Raw genomic sequence first — 21,455 nt, 5'->3', positions numbered from 1 at the left:
ATGGAACTTCTCGTCGCCTCGGCCGTGGGCATCCTAACTGCGGCCGGCATCTATCTGATCCTGCGCCGCCGCAGCTTCCCGGTGATCTTGGGCCTGTCGCTGATCACCTATGCGGTGAACGTCTTCCTGTTTGCTTCCGGACGGCTGATGACCGCCGCGCCGCCGATCCTCAACAAGTACGAGGAGGTCGCCTATACCGATCCGCTGCCGCAGGCGCTGGTGCTGACCGCCATCGTGATCTCCTTCGGCATGACCGCGGTGGTGGTGATGATCGCGCTGGGGGCCTTCCTGTCCTCCCGCGATGACCGCACCGCCCTGCCCGCTGAGGCGGAAGGCGCAGGAGAGGACGCATGATGCAGCACCTTCTGATCGCGCCGGTGGTGCTGCCTGCCCTGGTCGCGCCGTTCATCATCATGGTGCTGCGCCACCACCTGGACCTGCAGCGGATATTCTCGGTCGCCAGCGCGGTGCTGCTGGCCGGCGTGACCCTGGCCCTGGCCGCGCAGGCGGCGGACGGCACCGTCAAGGTCTATGAACTCGGCGACTGGCCCGCACCCTTTGGCATCGTGCTGGTGCTGGACCGGCTGTCGGGGATGATGATCGTGCTGACCTCGCTGCTGGCGCTGCCGGTGCTGCTTTATGCCATCGGGTCGGGCTGGGACACCCGCGGCAGCAACTTCCACGCGCTGTTCCAGTTCCAGCTGATGGGCATCATGGGCGCCTTCCTGACCGGCGACGCCTTCAACCTGTTCGTCTTCTTCGAGGTGCTGCTGATCGCCTCCTACGGCCTCATGATCCACTCCGGCGGCACCCGACGGTTCCAGGCCGGGGTGCAGTACGTGGTGTTCAACCTCCTGGGCTCGACCCTGTTCCTGTTTGCGCTCGGCACGCTCTATTCGGTGACCGGCACCCTGAACATGGCCGACCTCGCCGTGAAAGTCGCGCAGATCCCGGCGGAGGATACCGCCCTGCTGCGGGCCGGCGCGGTGATGCTGCTGCTGGTCTTTGCCATCAAGGCGGCGCTGCTGCCGCTGCATTTCTGGCTGCCCTCGGCCTATGCCAATGCGCCGATGCCGGTCGCGGCGCTGTTTGCCATCATGACCAAGGTCGGCGCCTATTCGATCCTGCGCATGTACACGCTGGTCTTCGGGCCTGAGGTCGCGGCGACCGCCGGGCTGACCGAAAACTGGCTGCTGCCCGCGGCGCTGCTGACGCTGATTGCCGGCGCGGTGGGCGTGCTGGGATCCAACAAGATCGGCCGCCTGGCCGCCTTCGGCGCCATCGCCTCGATGGGCACGCTGCTGATCGCGGTGTCGCTGTTCACCCAGACCGCCACCGCCGCCGCGCTCTATTACCTGGTGCATTCCACCCTGGCGGCAGCGCTGCTGTTCCTGGTCGCCGATCTGGTGATGGAGCGGCAGGGCGGCTGGATCCTGCCGCAGCTGCCGATGCCGCAGACCGGGCTGATCTCGGCGCTGTTCTTTGCCGCCGCCATCGCGCTGGCGGGGATGCCGCCGCTGTCGGGCTTCCTGGGCAAGCTGCTGGTGCTGGATGCCACCCGCGGCTCCGAGCTTGCCACCTGGATCTGGGCGGTGATCCTGACCGGCTCGCTGATCACCATCATCGGCATGGCACGCGCAGGCTCGCTGCTGTTCTGGAAAGGCCACGGCCTGCCGCAGGAGAACACCGATACCAGCGCCGAACCGCCGCAGCAGACCCCGGCCGCCCGGCCCGCGCAGCTGCCGTTTGTGGCCTGCTTCGGGCTGCTGGCGGGGCTGGTGGCGCTCACCGTGTTTGCGGGCCCTGCCACCCGCTATGCCGAGGCCACCGCAGCGCAGCTCTTTCAGCCGCAGGCCTATATTGCTACCGTGCTTGGGGAGGAGGCGGAATGAAACTGCTCAGACGGCTGCTGCCGCACCCCTATCTCACGCTGCTGCTGACTCTTACCTGGCTGCTGCTGGTCAACGGCTGGTCGCTGAACTCGCTGCTCTTCGGCTTTATGCTGGGGGTGCTGATCCCGTTCTTCACCCAGCCCTACTGGCCCAACCGGCCGCGGCTCGGCAAGCCGCTGAAGATTGCGGAATACATCCTTGTCGTGCTGATGGACATCGTGCAGGCCAATATCATCGTCGCCCGCATCGTGCTGTTCAAACCCAACGCCGACCGCCGCCCCAACTGGATCACCATCCCGCTGGACCTGAAAACGCCCGAGGCGATCACCGCCCTGGCCGGCACCATCACCATGACCCCCGGCACCCTGTCGGCGGATATCTCGGACGCAGGCCACGCGCTCTTGGTCCACTGCCTGGACGCGCCCAACCCGGATGCGGTGCGCGACGAGATCAAACAGCGCTATGAGCGCCGGCTGATGGAGATCTTCGAATGATCGAAAACGCTGCCTATTTCGCCTTTGCCTGCTTCGCCCTGGCGATGCTGATGAACCTCTGGAAGATCGTCACCGCTCCGGATATCGCCGACCGTATCCTGGCGCTCGATACCATGTTCATCAACGCCATCGCCCTGATGGTCCTCTACGGCCTCGCGCTGGGGACCGAGATCTTCTTTGAGGCTGCGATGATCATCGCCATGCTCGGCTTTGTTTCCACCGTGGCCTATGCGCGCTTCATCCTGCGCGGCAACATCATCGAGTGAGGGGACAAGATGGCAAGCCTGTTTGAATTCCTTGTTGCCGCGTTTCTGGTCATGGGCGGCGTCTTCGGCATCGTCGGCTCCTTCGGGCTGATCAAGCTCAACGATCCGATGTCGCGTCTGCACGCGCCCACCAAGGCCACCACACTGGGGGTCGGCGGGGTGCTGCTGGCCTCTCTGCTGCATGCGGCGGTGTTCGAGGAATATGTCTCGATCCATGAGCTGATGATCACCCTGTTCCTGTTCCTGACCGCGCCGATCACCGCGAATTTCATTGCCAAGGTGCATATTCACCGGCAAGAAACCCGCGAAACCATGCCCCCGGCGGGCGAGGATGACCATTGGGCCACCCATGACAAGCCGGAGGACGAGGAACGCAGAACCGCAGGCCGCCCGGACGCCGCGCAATAAGCGCAGGCCCCAGCCCGAAACAGGCCCGCTGCAAAGACAGGACAGCATATGGACTCCTCCCGATTGCCGCTCACCCGCGATCTGGTGCTGATCGGCGGCGGCCACACCCACGCGCTGGTGCTGCGCAAATGGGGGATGCGCCCCCTGCCTGGCGCCCGGCTGACGGTCATCAATCCCGGCCCCGCCGCGCCCTACTCCGGGATGCTGCCCGGCTTTGTGGCCGGCCATTACGCACGCGCGGAGCTGGACATCGACCTGGTGCGGCTCGCCCGCTTTGCCGGTGCCCGTGTGGTGCTGGGCGCGGCGGAGCATATCGACACCGCAGCCCAGTTGGTGCATGTGCCGGGCCGCCCGCCGATAGCCTATGACGTGGCCTCCATCGACATCGGCATCACCTCCGCCATGCCGGATCTGCCGGGCTTTGCCGAACACGGCATCCCCGCCAAGCCGCTCGGCCGCTTTGCCGCCCGGTGGGCCGCCTTCCGCGACGGCAGCGGCCCTGCCCATGCCGCCGTGATCGGCGGCGGGGTTGCCGGCGCGGAGCTGATCCTGGCCATGGCCTATGCCCTCAAATCCCGCGGCCGGCTGGCCCAGGCGACGCTGATCGACAGCGACCAAGCCTTGCGCGCGATCGGAGAGACCGCCCGCCAGAAGCTCCTGCGCGCCCTGGTCGAACACGGCGTCCGGCTGGAGGAGAACGCGCCGGTCGAACGGGTCGAGGACGGCTATCTCGTTCTGCAGGACGGCCGCGAGGTGCTGTCGGATTTCACCACCGGAGCCGCCGGCGCCCGCCCCTACGGCTGGCTCGCGGACAGCGGGCTTGACCTGCAAGACGGCTTCATCCGGATCGGCGAAACCCTGCAAAGCTCTGTGCCGAATGTCTTTGCCGCAGGCGACTGCGCCCATATGGACTTTGCCCCGCGCCCCAAGGCCGGCGTCTATGCGGTGCGCCAGGCGCCGGTGCTCTATCACAACCTGCGCAGCACCCTGACCGGCGATCCGCTGCGCAAGTACAGCCCGCAGAAGGACTACCTGAAACTGATCTCCATGGGCGCCAGGGAAGCCCTGGGGGAGCGGTTCGGCACCACGCTGGCCGGTCCCTTGATGTGGAGCTGGAAAGACCGCATCGACCAGGCCTTCATGGAGAAATTCCGCGACCTGCCCGCGATGGATGCGCCGCCTCTGCCCGCCGAGCACACGCTGGGCATGGAGGAGGCGCTGGGGGACAAGCCCCTGTGCGGCGGCTGCGGCGCCAAGGTCGGGCGCGGCGCGCTGCTCGGCACGCTCGCGGGCCTTGGCACGTCGGAGCGCGCGGACATCACGCCGCTGCCCGGCGACGACGCCGCCCTGCTGACCACCGGCGGCGTCAAACAGGTGATCAGCACCGACCACCTGCGCAGCTTCACCAATGATCCGGTGATCATGGCCCGCATCGCTGCCGTGCACGCGCTGGGGGACATCTGGGCAATGGGCGCTGAGCCGCAGGCGGCCACCGCCAACCTGATCCTGCCGCGGATGTCGCCCGCACTGCAAAGCCGCACCCTGCAGGAAATCATGGCCACCGCCACGGAAGTCATGCACGCGGCCGGCGCCGCCATCATCGGCGGCCACACCTCGCTGGGCGATGAGCTGACCGTGGGCTTTACCGTCACCGGCCTCTGCCCCCGCCCCGCCATCACCCTCGCCGGCGCCAAACCGGGCGATGCGCTCCTTCTGACCAAGCCCCTCGGCTCCGGCGTGCTGATGGCCGCCGAAATGGCAGGCGAAGCCGATGGCGGCTGGGTGGCCGCGGCACTGGAACAGATGAGCCAGCCGCAGGGCGAGGCTGCCCGTATCCTGCAGGACGCCCATGCGATGACCGACGTGACCGGATTTGGCCTGCTCGGCCATCTGCTCGGCATCTGCGAGGCGTCGCGCACAGGCGCGGAGGTGTTCACCGCCCAGGTGCCCCTGATGCAAGGCGCCGCGGACCTGGCAGACAGCGGCATCCGCTCCTCGCTGCTGGCCGCCAACCAGGCGGCGCTGCCGGAGCTGAAAACCACCGGCTGGCAGGATCTGCTGTTTGACCCGCAAACCGCGGGCGGGCTCTTGGCAGCGGTGGCCGCAGATCAGGCTGAACCGCTGCTGGAGCAGCTGCGCGCCGCCGGATACCCGGCGGCCCTCATCGGCAAGGTGACAGAAGGGGCCGGTGCCATCACTCTCAGCGCATGACCCGCTGCGCGCCAGCGCAGCGCCACGCCCAACGGGCGCGGGGCCTCGCAGAGGCCCCGGCGGCGGGCGGGAGAACTTCTGTCAAAGACCAGACATGACCTCAGCCACCTGCGCGGCAGCCGCATTCAGCCCCGCATCATCCAGCGCATTCGCTTCCACCGTCGCCGCAACCTCCGCCCCGATCGCGGTCCGGGATTTGCGGTAGGCGGGATCGTAATGCTCCACCATCAGCGCTTCGGTCAGGCCAGCCTTGTCCCCGGCCTCGATGCTGGCGAACCAGCCATCCACCACCGCGCCGGAGCGGTGGGCACGCAGCGGCCCCAGTTTCTCGCGCAGCCGGTCCGCGTCCGACAGGATGTCGTCGTAGGCCTCAACCAGATAGCGGCAGCGTGCCGCCACCGGCACCTGCAGTTCGATCCTGGGGGCCTGCTTCATCGCATCCCAGACCGCGGGCGGAATGATCCGCTGGCCGATCTTGCTCGACTCCGCCTCCACCAGCACCGGCCGGGCCGGGTCCAGTTTCATCAGCGCGCCTGCCAAGGCGGATTCAAAGCCTTTCTGCGAGGGCTGCGGCGTCGGCATGTCTCCCAAGAGCGAGCCGCGGTGATTGGCCAGCCCCTCAAGATCCAGCACCTGCACGCCCAGTTGTCCTGCGCGTTTCAGCACCTCGGTCTTGGCCGATCCGGTATAGCCGTCCAGCGCCACCAGCCGGTGCGGCAGCGCGGTCTGATAGAGCGCCGCATTCACCAGCCGGCGGTAGCTCTGATAGCCGCCCTGCACCACCTCGGCGCGCCAGCCGATCTGCTGCAGCATCCAGGTGAACGACCCCGACCGCTGGCCGCCGCGCCAGCAATAGACCAGGGGTTTCCAGCTGCCCTCGTGGTGGCTCAGGCTCTGCTCGATGTGGTTTGCGGCATTGCGGAACACCAGCGCCGCCCCCAGCTTGCGCGCCTTGAAAGGGCTGTCCTGCACATAGATGGTGCCGACCTCTGCCCGTTCCTCGTTGTCCAGCACCGGCAGATTGATCGCGCCCGGCACGTGGTCCTCGGCATATTCCGCCGGGCTGCGCACGTCGATCACCGTGTCGAACCCGTGGGCATAAAACTCTCGCAGGGATGTGAATGTCAGCGCCATGGCCCATGCCTACCGCGCCCCATGCGCAAGGAAAAGCCGCAAACGGCCGGCCTGCGGCAATAATACTTGCGCGCACTGCGCACAGGGCAGTAAGGCAAAACGGAGCGAACAGACCGGCCCGGGCAGAAGCCCCGCGGCGCCACAGCGGCAAGGACCAGGACCGATGGACACCGACCCTTTGGACATTCACGCGCTGCCCGGCCACCTGATCCGGCGGCTGCACCAGATCTCCGTCGCCCAGTTCATGGAGCGGATGGCGGCCGAAGGCATCGACCTGACCCCGGTGCAGTTTTCCGCCATGGCCGCCATCCGCCGCCATCCGGGCATCGACCAGGCCTCTGTCGCGGGCCTCATCGCCTATGACCGCGCGACGCTGGGCAAGGTGGTGGACCGGCTGGTGGACAAGGGGCTGGTGGCACGCCGGGTGTCCGCTGCCGACCGCCGCGCCCGCGAGGTCAGCCTGACCCGCGACGGCGAGGCGCTGCTGGAGCGGATCCTGCCGGTGGTCCGGGCCGCCCAGCCCGCGATTTTCACCGGCCTCACCGCGGCGGAGCAGGAGACCTTCGTGGCCCTGCTGCGCAAGGCAACGCTTGCCGCCAATGAGCTGAGCCGGGCGCCGCAGCGCGACCTGCCCAGCAGCCAGGCCGCCGAATAAGCGCTCAGATCAGGCGGCCGCGCGGGGTATCGCCCGCCTCAAACGGCTCGATCAGCTCCGGCCCCTCAGCCCGGTTGGAGTTCACCGCCGGATCAACCCGGTGATAGTCCAGCACGCCCTCCGCCCCTGGCTGCATCAGCGCCGCGGCGCCATGGCCCTCCTCGCCCAGCCATTTGCCCCAGTCCTCCGGCTCCAGGATCAGCGGCATCCGGTGGTGGATCGCCGACAGCCCCTGGTTGGCGGCGGTGGTGACAATGGCGCAGGTCTTGACCGGATCGTCCGCGCCCCAGCTCTGCCAGACGGCGGCAAAGGCGATCGGTGCGCCATCGCTGCGATGGATGTACCAGGGCAGCCGGGCGCCGCCCTCCGCCTTGGTCCATTCGTAAAAGCCGCTGGCCGGGATCAGGCAGCGCCGTTCGCGGGCTGCGGCGGCAAAGGCAGGCTTTTGCGCAATCGTCTCTGCCCGCGCGTTGATCAGCAGCGGCCCGGCGGTATGCGTCTTGTACCAATGCGGCAGGAACCCCCAGCGCATGGCAACCAGCTGCCGCCCGCCCTCGCCCGCCTGCACCGCATGCACCGGATTGGTCGGGCAGACGTTGAAGTTCGGCACCTTCGGCAGATCGTTGGCAGGCTGCGCCGCAAACAGCTGCGCCATTGCATCACTGGGCAGGGTTATGGCAAATCGTCCGCACATGCTGATTTCTAACCCAGGCTGCGGCGCATTTGCAAAGCCTCCCGCGGCGCAGGATTTTCAGCCGCCCTGACAGGATGATAGATAGGCCTCATGACTCTCCAGAACGATCTCCAGTCCGCCTTGGGTTTTCTCAACCAGGGCAAGTTCAAACAGGCGCTGAAGCAGTCCAAGGGCGGCATGAAACGGCACAAGAGCCACCCGGATTTCCCCAATATCGCCGGCATCTCCCTGTCCGGCCTGGGCAAGCACCGCGATGCCGTGCCCTATTTCAAAAAGGCGCTGGCGCTGGCCCCCGGCTTTCACGACGCCCGCAAGAACCTGGCGCAGACGCTTTTGTTCCTGCAGCAGGGCGAACCGGCAATGAAGCTGCTGGAGCGGGTGCTGAAGGACCAGCCCGGCGATCAGGCGGCACTCTATCTGCAGGCGCAGGCGCATCTGGTGATGAACGACGCCGAGGCCGCGATCGAAACCGCCACCGCCGCGCTGGCCCGCGACCCGCGCCAGCCGCGGATGCTGCGGCTGCGCGCCACCGCTTGGAACACGCTGGGCGATGAAAAGGCGACGCTGGCGGACTATCAGGCCGCGCTCAAGGTGAACCCCAACGACGCCGACGCGTTGCAGAACGCCAGCCTGCTGCTCGCCCGGCTGATGCGCCAGGACGAGGCCACCGAGGCCGCCCAAAAAGCGGTTGCCGTGGCCCCCCAGAACGTGGAGGCGCGCCGGCGCCTAGCCAGCCAGCTGATTTCCAACGGCGCAACCGCCGCCGCGCGCGAACACTGCCTGGCATTGCTGGAACTGGACCCCAAGGACACCCAGGTGCTGGAGATGCTGGCCCGCATCAGCAGCCGCGAGCAGAACGTGGAGCTGCTCCCCATCGCGCAGAAGGCACTGAAATCCGCCGCGCCCCGCTCCCTCGACCGCGCCAACGCCAGTTTCGCCCTCGCCCGTATTGCCGATCAGGCCGGCGACAAGGAGGCCTTCGCCGCCCATAACGACGAGGCGAACGCCTGCATGGCCGCCCAGACGCCCTATGACTACGAGGAAAGCGAGCGCCAGTTCACCCGCATCATGGCCGCCTTCCCGGAGGCGGTCACCCCGGTGGACACCGCGCCGGACGGCCCGCGCCCGATCTATGTGGTGGGGATGCCGCGCTCCGGCACCACCCTCACGGAAACCGTGATCGGCCTGCACCCCGATGTGTTCCCGCTGGGCGAACGCGGCGTGCCGGCCTTCCTGCTGTATCCCTATCTGGACAGGGATCAGGACTTCACGCCCGAGGCCGCCCGCAATTTCGTGGCCGAGGACATCAGCCGCCTGCCCGATATGCCCGAAGGCACGGCGGCCTATGTCGATAAGATGCCCGACAATTACCGTCTGCTGGGCCACCTTGGCACCGCCTACCCGGATGCACGGTTTGTTCATCTTTGCCGCGACCCGCGCGACGTGGCGCTGTCGATCTGGCGCGGCTATTTCTCCGGCAGCTCGCTCACCTATGCCTATGATTTGAAGGCCATGGCGCACCGCTTCAACCTCTATGGCCGGCTGATGCAGCACTGGCGGCAGGTGATGCCGGGCCGGATCTATGACCTGCGCTACGAAGACTTCGTGTCTGATATCGAGGGCGAAAGCCGCAAGCTCGCGGACTTCTGCGGACTGGAGTGGGTCGAGGACATGGCCCACCCGGAACGGCACGAGGGCCAGGTTCTGACGCTGTCGAACACCCAGGTAAGGCAGACTGCGCACACCCGCTCGATCGGCAAATGGGAGAAATACGCCGATGTCCTGGCGCCCTTCATTGGCGGGCTGGATCCGGAAATCTGGCCGGAAATCAAAGGGTAACGGCGGCTACTTGGTGTAGGCCTTGCGCGCGATCTCAATCCGCGCATCCATCATCGACATCTCTTTCAGGATCTCCTGCCGGCGGCTGCGGTCGCCGGTCTCCTGCAGCTCCGCCCGCAAGCGCTGCAACTCGCGCGACAGGCTGACGAACTCCGGCACCCCGCCGCTCTCACGCACCAGCCGGTTGACCAGCGCATTCTCCGGGTCGTCGCATTGCGGCAGCGGCTTGCCCGCGCCCTGCAGATTATAAAAGGCGCCGTCCTTCTCGGCGGCTTCGATCCGGGCATTGATGAGGTCGATCAGCGGGTGGTCCATGGCCGTATTCTGCCACGCGTTCTGACCGTGCGAAAGCCCCCGCCAGCCCGTTAACGAAGGGCCGGCGAAGGTTACCAGTCGCTAAAATTAATGCGGCAGCCCTCCTGCCCGAATGTTTCGCGCGCGAAACATTGGGTCCGGTCCGGACCTATGCGCCGCGGCCTATTTCACCAGCGCAATCCGCCCGTCGGTATAGGGAGTATAGGGGCCTTGCGCCGCCAGATACTCCGCCAGCACATCCGCCAGGTCGGGGCCGAAGTCATAGGCGTTCTTGTCGTCGCCTTCGAACATCGCATAGCCGTCGCCGCCGTTGCGGACGTAGTCGTTGGTCACCACCACATAGGTCTTGGCCGGATCAATCGGCACAAAACCCGCGCCCTCCGCCACCAGCACCTCCTTGACCCGGCCCGCGTTCGGAGCCACAGAAGCATCCCAGCTGAATGTCAGCCCCGCCACCTGCGGGAAGCGGCCCTTGACGTCCTCCACCTGGCTGACACCGTTCTCCAGCGCCTCGACCAGCGTCTTGCCGTCAATCTCAAAGGTCGACAGCGTGTTCTGGAACGGCAGGATGGTCAGCACCTCGCCCATCGTGACTTCGCCCGCATCCAGGCTGGCCCGGATGCCGCCGGAGTTCGCGATGGCAATGGTCACGCCCTGATCTTTGACCCGGTCCAGCATCGCATCGGCCACCAGATTGCCCATCTGGCACTCCTGCACGCGGCAGACATCGCGGCTGCCGTCGATGGGTTCCGCCGCTTCAGCAACCACCTTGTTGCGGATCTCGTCCAGCGGCTGCGCCAGTTCCGCGATCCGGTCCAGCGTGGCCGCATCTTCACTGACGGCGGCATCCATAATCAGGGGCTCGCCGTCCGCGCGGATCACATTGCCCGCGTCGTCGAAGGTCACGTTCAGCTCGCCCAGGAACTTGCCATAGGCATAGGCCTGCACGATCTGCACCCCGTTCACCACGGTCGGATACGGTCCAACAGCCTTGTCCGAGGTGTTGGACAGATAGGTGTTCGAATGCCCGCCCACGATCACATCCACCCCTGTGGTCTCCGCCGCCACCCGCTGGTCGACGCCATAGCCGGAGTGGCTGAGGACCACGATCTTGTTCACCCCGTCGGCGGTCAGCCGGTCCACCTCCGCCTGCACCGCCGCCACGGGGTCGGAGAACTGCACGTTCTTGCCGGGGCTTGCCAGTTCATGCGTGTCCTCCGGTGTCAGGCCGATCAGGCCGATCTTCTCGCCGCCGCGCTCGATCACGGTGGATTTCTTCAGCACATCCGCCAGCGCCGGTTCCGCGGACACATCCGCATTGGACATCAGCACCGGAAACCCCACCGCATCCATGAAGCCGCGCAGAACCTCCGGCCCGTCGTCGAATTCATGGTTGCCGACGGTCATCCCGTCATAGCCCAGCTTGGTCATGAACTCCGCCGCGGCCTTGCCCTTGTAATAGGTATAGAACAACGAGCCCTGGAACTGGTCGCCGCCATCGACAAGGATCGCATTCTCCGCCCGCGCCCGCGCGTCCGCAATCGCTGTCACCAGCCGCGCGGTGCCGCCGAAACACTTCCCCTCGGCCTGATCCTCGGCATCGCAGGTGCTGTCGTATTTGTTGATCGGCTCAAACCGCGAATGAAAGTCGTTGGTGTGCAGGATGGTCAGCCTGTACTCGGCCGCCGCTGCACCGGCGGTCAGGGCCAGGGCTGCAACCGACGTGAGAATGCGTGCAATCATGAGGAGCGCTCCCGTTGTTCTGTTTTAGAGAGAGCCTGCGCCCAAAGCCCGCGCCGGTCAAAGGGGAAAAGCCGGCCTGCCGCCTCCCCTTGCGTCAGCGTGACCAGCCGCCCCGCCTCCAATCCCCCTTGATTCCGCTGCAATCGCAGGGCATCAGGCGCTCATGCTGATTTACAAGATTTTCCGGGCGGACGAATGGGCCGCGCTGCAGGCCGAGGGCGAAACGCCCGGCGCGCCGATTGATGTTGCGGACGGCTACGTCCATTTCTCCACCGCCACCCAGGCGGCGGAAACCGCGGCCAAGCACTTTGCCGGCGCCGAGGGGCTGACCCTGTTGGCCTGCGATGCGGAAGCGATGGGCGGCGATTTGAAATGGGAAGTGTCACGCGGCGGCGCCGAGTTCCCGCATCTTTACCGCAATATCCGCATGAGCGATGTGGTCTGGGCCAAGCCGCTGCCGCTGGCGGAAGGCGTGCATCAGTTCCCCGAGGAGATGGCATGAAGCTGACGGAGAAGCTGGCCCTGGCGGCAATGCACCGGATTGATCCGGAGGCCGCGCACGGGCTGTCGATCAAGGCGCTGACCATGGGTCTGGCCCCGGCCCCCGGCCCGGTCACCTCTGCCCGGCTCAGGACCACGCTGGCGGGGATCGAGCTGCCGAACCCGGTGGGCCTCGCCGCAGGATATGACAAGAACGCCGAGGCGCTGGCGCCGCTGGCGAGGTCCGGCTTTGGCTTCATCGAGGTTGGCGCCGCCACCCCGCGCCCGCAGCCCGGCAACCCCAAGCCGCGCCTGTTCCGCCTGACCGAAGACAAGGCGGCAATCAACCGTTTCGGCTTCAACAACGAGGGCATGGAGGCGATCGGCATGCGCCTGTCGCAGCGGCCCAGCGATGCGGTCATCGGGCTGAACCTCGGCGCCAACAAGGACAGCGCCGACCGCGCTGCGGATTTTGCCAAGGTGCTGGCCCATTGCGGCGCGCATCTGGATTTCGCCACGGTCAACGTGTCCTCCCCGAACACCGAGAAGCTGCGCGACCTGCAGGGCAAGGCGGCACTGTCGGCGCTGCTGGCGGGCGTCATTGAAACCCGCAACAGCCTCAGCCGACGGGTGCCGGTGTTCCTGAAGATCGCCCCGGATCTGGACCGTGCAGGGATCGAGGACATCGCCGCCGTCGCCGTGGAAACCGGCATCGACGCGGTGATTGCCACCAACACCACCCTGTCGCGCGACGGTTTGCACAGCGCCCACAGGGATGAGGCCGGCGGGTTGTCCGGCGCGCCGCTGTTTGAGAAATCCACCCGGGTTCTGGCGCAGCTGTCGGAGCTTCTGGACGGCACCGTGCCGCTGGTCGGTGTCGGCGGCATCAGCACCGCGGAGCAGGCCTATGCCAAGATCTGCGCCGGGGCCAGCGCCGTGCAGTTCTACACTGCCATGGTCTATGGCGGGCTGTCGCTGGCCGGTGACATTGCCCGCGGTCTGGATGAATTGCTGGCCCGCGACGGGTTTGACAATGTGGCGCAAGCGGTTGGAACAAAACGGAAGGACTGGCTGTGATCACCTACTGGCATAACCCCCGCTGTTCGAAATCCCGCGCAGGTCTGGCGCTGCTGGAAGAACGCGGCGCTGACGTGCAGGTGCGGCTCTACCTGCAGGATGCGCCTTCGGTCGCGGAGATCAAGGCGGTGCAGGCGGCGCTTGGCGTTTCTGCGGTTCAGATGATGCGGACGGGCGAGAAGGTCTTCAAGGACCTGGGCCTGAGCAAGGACAGCGCCGAGGAAGATCTGCTGGCGGCGATGGCCGCGCATCCGGTCCTGATCGAGCGGCCGATTGCGATCAAGGACGGCCAGGCTGTGATCGGGCGGCCCACCGAGGCGGTTGAGGCGCTGCTGTAACCGTTTCCCGGCGCGGGAAACGGCCAAAAATCCTGCGAGGATTTTTTGGCGCGGAGCGCCTGTTTTCCGCGCCGGAAAACGGGCCGGAATTCCCGCGGAATTCCGGGCGGCTCAGGCCTCCACCTGGGCCTCCAGCCGCGGATAGCGCAGGCCCAGGGTCACTCCGCGGGCGATGTTCAGCACCATCAGCGACGCCCAAAGCCCGTGATTGCCGAACACCGGCACCAGCACCAGCAGCGCCAGCACGTAGACGCCGACCGCCTGCACCATCGCCCGGCGCATCTCGCGGGTCCAGGTGGCGCCGATATAGATGCCGTCAAACATGTAGCTCGCAACACTCAGCACCGGCGCCAGCACCACCCATAGCAAATAGGCACGGCCCGCGTCGCGCACCTCGGGCGCGGTGGCCATCAGGTCGATCACCGCAGGCCCGGCCAAGGCAAACCCCGCCCCCAGCAGCAGCGCGCCGCCAGTGCTCCATTGCGCGGCAATCACCGCTGCCCGGCGCAGCCGGGCGCGGGCGCGGGCGCCGACCGCCCCGCCCACCAGGGCTTCGGCGGCAAAGGCAAAGCCGTCGAGCGCAAAGGCAGTGACCGACAGGAACTGCAGCAGGATCTGGTTGGCGGCCAGGTTCACGTCGCCGACGCCGGAGCTGATGAACAGGAAAGTAGTGAAAGACCCCGTCAGCAGCACCGAGCGCACCATGATGTCGCCATTCACCTGCACCATCCGCTTGAGCCGCGCCGCGTCAAACACCCGCGCCCAGTCGCGCCACTGCTCGCCCGCAAAGGCATCGCGGCACAGGTACAGCCCCAGCGCCAGCCCGGTCCATTCGGCAATCAGCGTGGCCAGGGCCACTCCTTCGACGCCCCAGCCGAAGCCCAGCACGAACCACAGGTCCAGCACGATGTTCAGCCCGTTCATCCAGACCTGCAGCAGAAACACGCCGCGGGTGCGCTCCACCGCGATCAGCCAGCCGGTCACGGCATAAAGCGCAATGGTGGCGGGCGCGCCCCAGATGCGGATTTCCAGATAGGCGCGGGCCAGGCTTTCGACCTCGGGACTGGCAGGCGCCAGCGCAAAGGCGCCCCAGAACACGCCCGCTTGGGTAATGACAAAGACAGCCCCTGCGGCAAAACCCAGAAGCAGCCCGCGCATCAGCAGGGCTCCGGTTTCGGCCCAGTCCCCGGCCCCGCGCGCCTGAGCGGCCATGCCGGTGGTGCCCATGCGCAGGAAGCCGAAGATCCAGTACACCGCCGCCAGGATCGCCGCGCCGATGCCGACGGCGCCGATCGGTGCGGCCTGCCCCATCTGGCCGACCACGCCGGTGTCAACCGCGCCCAGGATGGGCACGGTGGCATTGGACAGGACAATCGGCAAGGCGATCCTGAGCACCCGGGCGTGGGTGATCCCGGTGTCGGCGCTAGTCATGAAATCAGCCTTCGCCGCTTGCGTCCTGCGGCATCAGGAAATGGCCGGTGGCCTGGGCAAACAGCTTGTCCTTGTGGTCCTGCCAGGCCTCCACATGCACCGAGGCATAGCGGCGCCCCGAACGGTTCACCCGGGCGCGGGCATAGGCATCGCGCGGCAGGCCGGAGCGCAGGTAGTCGACGGTGAAGTCGATGGTCTTGGGCTGGCGCGGCAGGTTGCCCTTGGCCATCTCGGCCGGGTCCAGATCGCCGGATTCGATGCGCGGCCACAGAAACGACCAGTTGAGCGTGATCATCGCCGTGATCTCCAGGAACGCCGCGGTCACGCCGCCGTGGATGGCCGGCAGAAACGGGTTGCCGATCAGCTTGTCCTCGAAGTTCAGCTGCGCCGTCAGCTCATCGCCGCGGCGGTCGAAGGTCACGTTCAGAAAGCGGATGTAGGGCACCGAATCCACCAGTGCCGACAGCGCGGCATCGCGGCGCTGCTTGACCACCTGGATCGGTTCGGGACGGGGGCGGCTCAAAACTTCTTCTCCACGGTAAAGGCGCCTGCGGCGGTGGCCACGGGACGGTCCGCGTCCTCATCCATCGCCACGGCGCGGACAAAGGCGACGGAGCGGGTGATGTGGTGGCAGGTGGCGCGGGTGGTGATTGCCTGGCCCGGCGTGGCGGGCCGCATGTAGTCGATGCGCAGGTCGATGGTGGCGGTGCCGCCGGGGGCCGAGGGGTGGCTCATCACCGCCGCGCCGCAGCATGTGTCCATCAGGGCTGAGACCGCGCCGCCGTGAATCACCCCGGTCGCCGGGTCGCCGATCAGCTTTTCGTCATAGGCCATCCGGATCTCTGCGGTGCCGTCGCCGATCTCCGTCAGCTTCATGCCCAGTTGCTTGGCATGGGGAATGGCTTCGATGAACTGGCGTGCGAGCTGGGTCTTGTCGGCCATGGGGCTGTCCCTTTGAAATCTCTGCCCTATCTTTGGCTGCGGCCCGGCGAAAGCGCAAGTGTGCCGCCACGGAGGTTGCACTGTTCGCTGCAAGTGCATAGGTTCCCGCCAAGGGAGAAGACGGATGACCGACAACAAATTGTCATTCAAGGAAATGTGCGCTGAGTTCGACGTGACACCGCGGACGCTGCGCTATTATGAATACATCGAATTGCTGCAGCCGGACCGCGAGGGCCGCTCGCGCTATTACGGTGCGCGGGAGCGTGCCCGGATGAAGCTGATCCTGCGCGGGCGCAAGTTCGGTTTTCAGCTGGAAGAGATCCGCCAGTGGCTGCTGATCTATGAGGAAGAGGGCAACGACGCCCAGAACCACGCCTTTATGGAAATGGCCGACCGCCAGCTGGCGGAGCTGGAAAAGCAGCGCGAACAGATCAACGAAGCCATTGAAGAGCTGAGCGCCCTGCGCGCCAGCACCAAGGCACTGCTGAAGTAGCCCCCGCGGCGCCGGCGCACTGGCGCTGCACTGTCTGGCAGGGCGCAGCAAACCTGCCAGCCGCCTGCAAATTCTTGAAAATTTTTCAGCCGCCACGCGCCTGCGCGCGGGTGCAGCCCTGCCACTCTCCTGGCGGGGCGGCCCGGTGTGCCGCGCGGTGCCGCCCGCGGCTTGCGGGAATCCGGATCAGCAGATTCGCCCCTTCCGCCCTGCCGGCCGCCGGGGGACGCGGCCTGATGCCCCTTCCCCCGAGCGCTACGTTACGTCACATTATGTTCGTTTTGCGAACTACTGCCGCGCTCAAAGTGACGCAACGTACAACTTACGTAAACGTAAAGTCAGTCTTGATCGAAACGCGAACTGCGACCAGCTTGGTGCTGCACCAAGCCGTAAGAGTGACGACGATGACCGAAGAAACCATGACCATCCGCGAGATGTGCGAGGCCTTTGACGTGACGCCCCGCACCCTGCGGTTCTACGAAGCCAAGGAACTGCTGTTCCCGATCCGCGACGGCCAGAAGCGGCTGTTCACCAAGCGCGACCGGGCCCGCCTGAAGCTGATTCTGCGCGGCAAGCGGTTCGGGTTCAGCCTGGAGGAAATCCGCCAGCTGCTGGACCTGTACCATGTCGGCGACCAGCAGGTGACTCAGCTGACCAAGACATTCGAGATTGCCAAGGACCGGCTCGACGACATGGAGCGCCAGCGCGAGGAGCTGACCGAGGCCATCGAGGATCTGAAAGACCAGCTCGCCTGGGGTGAAAAGATGATCGCCTCAATGCGGGCCCAGAAAAAGGCTGCCGAATAAGCAGCCGCCCTGCCCCGTCTGCCGGCCTGCCCGGCACCTGATCAAGTCCAACAAGACCCCCGAAGAGGACCCTAATGCCTTCTTATACAGCCCCCGCAAAAGACGCCCAGTTTATTCTGCATGATGTCCTGAAGGTCTCAGCCCAGGATATCCCCGGCTACCCCGAACTGGAGCCGGATTTCACCGGCGCCGTGCTGGAGGAAGCAGGCAAGATCGCCAGCGAAGTGCTGCACCCGCTGAACGTGGTGGGCGATCAGGAAGGCTGCCGCCTGGAAAACGGGGTGGTCTACACCCCCAAAGGGTTCAAGGACGCCTTTGAGCAGGTCAAGGAAGGCGGCTGGCCGGGCATCGACATGCCGGAAGAGTTCGGCGGCCAGAACATGCCTTATGTGATCGGCACCGCGGTGGGCGAGTTCTTCTCGGCCGCCAACCAGGCCTTCACCATGTACCAGGGCCTGACCCATGGCGCGGCCTCGGCGATCCTGGCGCATGGCACCGACGAGCAGAAGGCAACTTATCTGCCGAATATGGTCAGCTGCCAGTGGACCGGCACCATGAACCTGACTGAACCGCATTGCGGCACCGACCTGGGCCTGATGCGCACCAAGGCGGAACCGCAGGATGACGGCAGCTTCCGCATCTCCGGCCAGAAGATCTTCATCTCCTCCGGCGATCACGACATGGCGGAAAACATCGTGCACCTGGTGCTGGCCAAGATCCCCGGCGGCCCCGAGGGCATCAAGGGTGTGTCCCTGTTCATCGTGCCGAAGTTCCTGGTGAACGAGGACGGCTCCCTGGGTGAGCGCAACGGCGTTTCGGTCGGCAAGATCGAAGAGAAGATGGGCATCCACGGCAACTCCACCTGCGTGATGAACTATGACGGTGCGGTGGGCTGGCTCTTGGGCGAAGAGCACAAGGGCATGCGCGCCATGTTCACCATGATGAACGAGGCGCGTGTGGGCGTCGGCATGCAGGGCCTGGCGCAGGCCGAGGCCGCCTATCAGAACGCGCTGGAATACGCCAAGGACCGTCTGCAGGGCCGCGACGTGACCGGTGCCAAGAACCCGGACGGCCCGGCCGATCCGCTGATCGTGCACCCCGACATCCGCCGCTCGCTGATGGATCAGAAAAGCTTTGCCGAAGGCGCGCGCGCGTTCCTGCTGTGGGGCGCCACCCTGATCGACCAGGCACACCGCGCCGGCGACAAGGATGCCGACGGCCTGATCTCGCTGATGACGCCGGTGATCAAGGGCTTCCTGACCGACCAGGGCTATGACATGACCGTGCAGGCGCAGCAGGTCTATGGCGGCCATGGCTACATCGAGGAATGGGGCATGTCGCAATACACCCGCGACGCCCGCATCGCGATGATCTACGAGGGCGCAAACGGCGTGCAGGCGCTGGACCTGGTGGGCCGCAAGCTGGGCCAGCACGGCGGCAAATACGTTCTGGCGTTCTTCGACATGGTGAAGAGCTTCTGCCAGGAGAACAAAGACGTCTCGGAAGATTTCACCAAGGACTTCATCAAGCCCCTGCAGGCGGCCTCCAAGGATCTGCAGGCGGCCGGCATGTTCTTCATGCAAAGCGGCATGAAGGACCCCAATCAGGCGCTGGCGGGTTCTTATGACTTCATGCACCTGTTCGGCCACGTGTGCCTGGGCCTGATGTGGGCCCGGATGGGCAAGGCGGCGCAGGAAGCGCTTGACGCGGGGGCCGGTGACGCGGCGTTCTATGAGACGAAACTCGCAACCGGCCGGTACTATATGGCACGGCGGCTGCCCGCGACCAAACTGCACCTGGCCCGCATCGAAAGCGGCGCGGAGACAGTGATGGCGCTGGACGCAGACGCCTTCTGACGCCTGAGGGCGCCCCATCGCGGGGCGCCCGATACAGCCCCGGCCGGTGCCTTGACATGCAAAGGACCCGCATATGCCGAAACGCTTCCGCCTGACCCGCCGCTTCCCCGTCGCGATGACCGAGGACGGCTACCGCAAGCTCAGGAAATTTGCCCGGGAGGCGGGGCTGGACGAGGGAGAAGCGCTGTCATTCCTGTTCGAGCATTTCGACAGTGTGACAGACCAAGAAAACCTGACCCACCGGCTGCGGCTGTTCAACGCCGAGCTGGAGGCGCGCAAGAAGTAGGCCCGAACACGGCCAAGGGGAGAGAAATGACCACCACGCAGTCCGCATGGATGACGGAAGAGCACCAGATGCTTGCCGAAATGACGGCCCAGTTCATCACCAATGAATGGGCGCCCAAATTCGAGACCTGGCGCAAGCAGGGCATGATGGACCGCGGGACCTGGCAAGAGGCCGGCGAGCTGGGCCTGCTGTGCCCATCGGTGCCCGAGGCCTACGGCGGCGCGGGCGGCGATTTCGGCCATGAGGCGGTGATCCTGATGGAAGGCAGCCGCGCCAATCTGGCCAGCTGGGGCCACGGCATCCATTCGGGCATCGTGGCGCATTACATCCTGGCCTACGGCACCGAAGAGCAGAAACAGCGCTGGCTGCCGAAGATGGTGACCGGCGAGCTGGTCGGCGCGCTGGCGATGACCGAGCCTTCGACCGGCTCCGACGTGCAGGCGATCAAGACCAAGGCGGTGAAGGACGGCAACGCCTACCGGCTGTCCGGGCAAAAGACCTTCATCACCAACGGCCAGCACGCCAACCTGATCCTGGTGGCGGCCAAGACCGACCCGGCCGCGGGCGCCAAGGGCGTCTCGCTGGTGGCGGTGGAAACCGACGGCGCCGCGGGCTTCAGCCGCGGCCGCAACCTCGACAAGATCGGCTGCCATGCGGCGGACACCTCGGAGCTGTTCTTCAGCGATGTGGAGATCCCGCCGGAAAACATCCTCGGCGGCGCCGAGGGCCAGGGCTTCTACCAGATGATGCAGCAGCTGCCGCAGGAGCGGCTGATCATCGCCTGCGGCGCGGTCGGCGCGATGGAAGGCGCGGTGGAGCGCACCGTGGCCTACTGCAAGGAACGCGAGGCCTTTGGCGGCCCGATCCTGCAATTCCAGAACACCCGCTTCAAGCTGGCCGAATGCCTGACCAAGACCAAGGTCGCACGCGCTTTCCTGGATGAGTGCATTGCCGAGCACCTGGAGGGCCGCTTGAGCGTCGAGAAGGCGGCCATGGCGAAATACTGGATCACCGACACCCAGGGCGAAGTGCTGGACGAATGCCTGCAGCTGCACGGCGGCTACGGCTATATGCAGGAATACGCCGTGGGCGAGATGTGGGCTGACGCCCGGGTGCAGCGGATCTACGGCGGCACCAATGAGATCATGAAGGAGCTGATTGCGCGGTCGCTGTAACCGCAGGGGCCGCGGCGGCACCGCGGGAGGCCGATGATGGAATGTGAGTATTTGGGGAAAGATGAAGCAAGGGCAGTGTCCCTGCCCCCAAGCCTTCGCCAAATGGGCAGGGACGTCTTCACCTTTCACGGCCATCGGCTCTCCAGCCTGTGCCGCAGGACCAAGGTAGCACGCCGCGCAAGGACGCAGGTTAACGCCCCATCATCTTTCCAAAAATACTCCACCGGGGTGCGGGGGTGTGAAACCCCCGCTCCGCCAGCAGACACAGGGAGCAACATATGACACTCAAACTGCATTGCTTCGGCGAAAGCGGCCATTCCTATAAGGCGGCGCTGGCGCTGGAGCTGTCGGGCCTGGCCTGGGAGCCGGTGTTTGTCGATTTCTTCGGCGGCGCGCACCGCAGCGACGACTACCGCGGCCTCAACGTGATGGCGGAGGCGCCGGTGCTGGTGGACGGTGATGTGCGGCTGTCGCAGTCCGGGGTGATCCAGCAGTATATCAGCGACAAGACCGGCAAGTTCGCAGGCCGCCCGGAGGACAAGTACGAAGTCCTGCGCTGGATCCTGTGGGACAACCACAAACTGTCCAGCCAGGCTGGCATGACCCGTTTCCTGATGAATTTCATCCCCGAGGACAAGCGCCCGCAGGAGGTGATCACCTTCATGCAAGGAAGGCTGAAGGCTGCCTTCAGCACCCTGAACACCCATTTGCAGGGCCGCGAGTGGATCGTGGCCGATGGTCTCACCAACGCCGATCTGACCTGCTGCGGCTACCTGCTTTACCCGGAGCCATTTGGCTTCGACCGGGCCGATTGGCCCCATATCGACGCCTGGCTGGACCGCATCAGCGCCCTGCCCGGCTGGAAACACCCCTATGACTTGATGCCCGGCAACCCGTCGGACCGGGCCTGAGGAGAGCAC

General features: G+C 66.0%; 24 protein-coding genes. 17 read left to right on the top strand and 7 right to left on the bottom strand.

The features are described 5' to 3' along the window. The 6 genes from B2P87_RS04380 to selD are packed head-to-tail and all read left to right on the top strand — an operon-like array spanning position 1 to position 5,271. Entirely contained in the window at positions 1-354 is a 354-nt protein-coding gene (locus B2P87_RS04380; protein WP_027244169.1) for a Na+/H+ antiporter subunit C, read from the top strand. Further along, a complete protein-coding gene (locus B2P87_RS04375; protein ID WP_141892084.1) occupies positions 354-1,892 on the top strand; it encodes a monovalent cation/H+ antiporter subunit D in 1,539 nt (512 codons plus the stop codon). The genes B2P87_RS04380 and B2P87_RS04375 overlap by 1 nt, the downstream gene beginning before the upstream one ends. Then, a complete protein-coding gene (locus B2P87_RS04370) occupies positions 1,889-2,386 on the top strand; it encodes a Na+/H+ antiporter subunit E (protein ID WP_058287226.1) in 498 nt (165 codons plus the stop codon). The genes B2P87_RS04375 and B2P87_RS04370 overlap by 4 nt, the downstream gene beginning before the upstream one ends. After that, on the top strand, positions 2,383-2,652 hold the full coding sequence (locus B2P87_RS04365) for a K+/H+ antiporter subunit F (protein ID WP_058287227.1): 270 nt from the start codon (positions 2,383-2,385) through the stop codon (positions 2,650-2,652). The genes B2P87_RS04370 and B2P87_RS04365 overlap by 4 nt, the downstream gene beginning before the upstream one ends. Before the next feature lie 9 nt (positions 2,653-2,661). Next, positions 2,662-3,060 (top strand): Na+/H+ antiporter subunit G, encoded by a 399-nt coding sequence (locus tag B2P87_RS04360; protein ID WP_141890574.1) that lies wholly within the window; start codon positions 2,662-2,664, stop codon positions 3,058-3,060. A 48-nt stretch (positions 3,061-3,108) separates the two neighbouring features. Continuing rightward, a complete protein-coding gene (gene selD, locus B2P87_RS04355; protein WP_141890575.1) occupies positions 3,109-5,271 on the top strand; it encodes a selenide, water dikinase SelD in 2,163 nt (720 codons plus the stop codon). Positions 5,272-5,352: 81 nt separating this feature from the next. Here the strand turns inward: selD and mnmH are convergent, their stop codons facing one another. Further along, positions 5,353-6,405 carry a tRNA 2-selenouridine(34) synthase MnmH gene (gene mnmH / locus B2P87_RS04350; RefSeq protein ID WP_141890576.1) on the bottom strand — a complete coding sequence of 351 codons (1,053 nt, stop codon included), beginning with the start codon at positions 6,403-6,405 and terminating at the stop codon, positions 5,353-5,355. A 163-nt stretch (positions 6,406-6,568) separates the two neighbouring features. Here mnmH and B2P87_RS04345 point away from each other — a divergent pair, with 163 nt between their 5' ends. Continuing rightward, positions 6,569-7,060, top strand: a complete 492-nt coding sequence (locus tag B2P87_RS04345; RefSeq protein WP_027244174.1) for a MarR family winged helix-turn-helix transcriptional regulator — start codon at positions 6,569-6,571, stop codon at positions 7,058-7,060. Between the two features lie 4 nt (positions 7,061-7,064). Here the strand turns inward: B2P87_RS04345 and B2P87_RS04340 are convergent, their stop codons facing one another. Further along, complete coding sequence (locus B2P87_RS04340; RefSeq protein WP_141890577.1) at positions 7,065-7,754, bottom strand: SOS response-associated peptidase; 690 nt, start codon at positions 7,752-7,754, stop codon at positions 7,065-7,067. A 90-nt stretch (positions 7,755-7,844) separates the two neighbouring features. Between B2P87_RS04340 and B2P87_RS04335 the strand changes: the two genes are divergently transcribed. Next, positions 7,845-9,593 (top strand): tetratricopeptide repeat-containing sulfotransferase family protein, encoded by a 1,749-nt coding sequence (locus B2P87_RS04335; protein ID WP_141890578.1) that lies wholly within the window; start codon positions 7,845-7,847, stop codon positions 9,591-9,593. A 6-nt stretch (positions 9,594-9,599) separates the two neighbouring features. Here B2P87_RS04335 and B2P87_RS04330 read toward each other — a convergent pair whose 3' ends face one another. Continuing rightward, positions 9,600-9,908, bottom strand: a complete 309-nt coding sequence (locus B2P87_RS04330) for a DUF1992 domain-containing protein (protein ID WP_141890579.1) — start codon at positions 9,906-9,908, stop codon at positions 9,600-9,602. A 162-nt stretch (positions 9,909-10,070) separates the two neighbouring features. Next, positions 10,071-11,651 carry a bifunctional metallophosphatase/5'-nucleotidase gene (locus tag B2P87_RS04325; RefSeq protein WP_141890580.1) on the bottom strand — a complete coding sequence of 527 codons (1,581 nt, stop codon included), beginning with the start codon at positions 11,649-11,651 and terminating at the stop codon, positions 10,071-10,073. 163 nt (positions 11,652-11,814) lie between these two features. Between B2P87_RS04325 and B2P87_RS04320 the strand changes: the two genes are divergently transcribed. From B2P87_RS04320 to arsC, 3 genes are read left to right on the top strand one after another with little or no spacing between them, the layout of a single operon-like run. Next, positions 11,815-12,153: a DUF952 domain-containing protein gene (locus B2P87_RS04320; RefSeq protein ID WP_141890581.1), complete on the top strand. Its 339-nt coding sequence runs from the start codon at positions 11,815-11,817 to the stop codon at positions 12,151-12,153. Beyond that, complete coding sequence (locus B2P87_RS04315) at positions 12,150-13,208, top strand: quinone-dependent dihydroorotate dehydrogenase (RefSeq protein WP_141890582.1); 1,059 nt, start codon at positions 12,150-12,152, stop codon at positions 13,206-13,208. The genes B2P87_RS04320 and B2P87_RS04315 overlap by 4 nt, the downstream gene beginning before the upstream one ends. After that, positions 13,205-13,546 carry an arsenate reductase (glutaredoxin) gene (gene arsC / locus B2P87_RS04310; RefSeq protein ID WP_141890583.1) on the top strand — a complete coding sequence of 114 codons (342 nt, stop codon included), beginning with the start codon at positions 13,205-13,207 and terminating at the stop codon, positions 13,544-13,546. The genes B2P87_RS04315 and arsC overlap by 4 nt, the downstream gene beginning before the upstream one ends. A gap of 111 nt (positions 13,547-13,657) precedes the next feature. On the opposite strand, the gene B2P87_RS04305 is transcribed toward arsC, so the two are convergent. The 3 genes from B2P87_RS04305 to B2P87_RS04295 are packed head-to-tail and all read right to left on the bottom strand — an operon-like array spanning position 13,658 to position 15,919. Continuing rightward, entirely contained in the window at positions 13,658-14,977 is a 1,320-nt protein-coding gene (locus B2P87_RS04305) for an MATE family efflux transporter (RefSeq protein WP_141890584.1), read from the bottom strand. Between the two features lie 4 nt (positions 14,978-14,981). Beyond that, positions 14,982-15,500 carry a PaaI family thioesterase gene (locus B2P87_RS04300; RefSeq protein WP_008555702.1) on the bottom strand — a complete coding sequence of 173 codons (519 nt, stop codon included), beginning with the start codon at positions 15,498-15,500 and terminating at the stop codon, positions 14,982-14,984. Beyond that, positions 15,497-15,919 carry a PaaI family thioesterase gene (locus B2P87_RS04295; RefSeq protein WP_008553902.1) on the bottom strand — a complete coding sequence of 141 codons (423 nt, stop codon included), beginning with the start codon at positions 15,917-15,919 and terminating at the stop codon, positions 15,497-15,499. The genes B2P87_RS04300 and B2P87_RS04295 overlap by 4 nt, the downstream gene beginning before the upstream one ends. Positions 15,920-16,043: 124 nt before the next feature. Between B2P87_RS04295 and B2P87_RS04290 the strand changes: the two genes are divergently transcribed. From B2P87_RS04290 to B2P87_RS04265, 6 genes are all read left to right on the top strand, one after another. Further along, complete coding sequence (locus tag B2P87_RS04290; protein WP_141890585.1) at positions 16,044-16,412, top strand: MerR family transcriptional regulator; 369 nt, start codon at positions 16,044-16,046, stop codon at positions 16,410-16,412. 404 nt (positions 16,413-16,816) lie between these two features. Beyond that, positions 16,817-17,218 carry a MerR family transcriptional regulator gene (locus tag B2P87_RS04285; RefSeq protein WP_008553284.1) on the top strand — a complete coding sequence of 134 codons (402 nt, stop codon included), beginning with the start codon at positions 16,817-16,819 and terminating at the stop codon, positions 17,216-17,218. 74 nt (positions 17,219-17,292) lie between these two features. Continuing rightward, positions 17,293-19,074: an acyl-CoA dehydrogenase C-terminal domain-containing protein gene (locus B2P87_RS04280; RefSeq protein WP_141890586.1), complete on the top strand. Its 1,782-nt coding sequence runs from the start codon at positions 17,293-17,295 to the stop codon at positions 19,072-19,074. Positions 19,075-19,147: 73 nt separating this feature from the next. Continuing rightward, entirely contained in the window at positions 19,148-19,360 is a 213-nt protein-coding gene (locus B2P87_RS04275; protein WP_058287244.1) for a hypothetical protein, read from the top strand. A 26-nt stretch (positions 19,361-19,386) separates the two neighbouring features. Beyond that, positions 19,387-20,535, top strand: coding sequence for an acyl-CoA dehydrogenase family protein (locus B2P87_RS04270; protein ID WP_141890587.1), 1,149 nt, complete (start codon positions 19,387-19,389; stop codon positions 20,533-20,535). A gap of 278 nt (positions 20,536-20,813) precedes the next feature. Further along, complete coding sequence (locus B2P87_RS04265) at positions 20,814-21,446, top strand: glutathione S-transferase family protein (RefSeq protein WP_141890588.1); 633 nt, start codon at positions 20,814-20,816, stop codon at positions 21,444-21,446. Positions 21,447-21,455: the final 9 nt, after the last annotated feature.

Source organism: Leisingera sp. UBA4491 (genome assembly GCF_002388965.1).
Lineage (GTDB): Bacteria > Pseudomonadota > Alphaproteobacteria > Rhodobacterales > Rhodobacteraceae > Leisingera > Leisingera aquaemixtae.
Note: the sequence above shows the minus strand (reverse complement) of the source record. Positions and strands in the feature narration are given on the sequence as shown.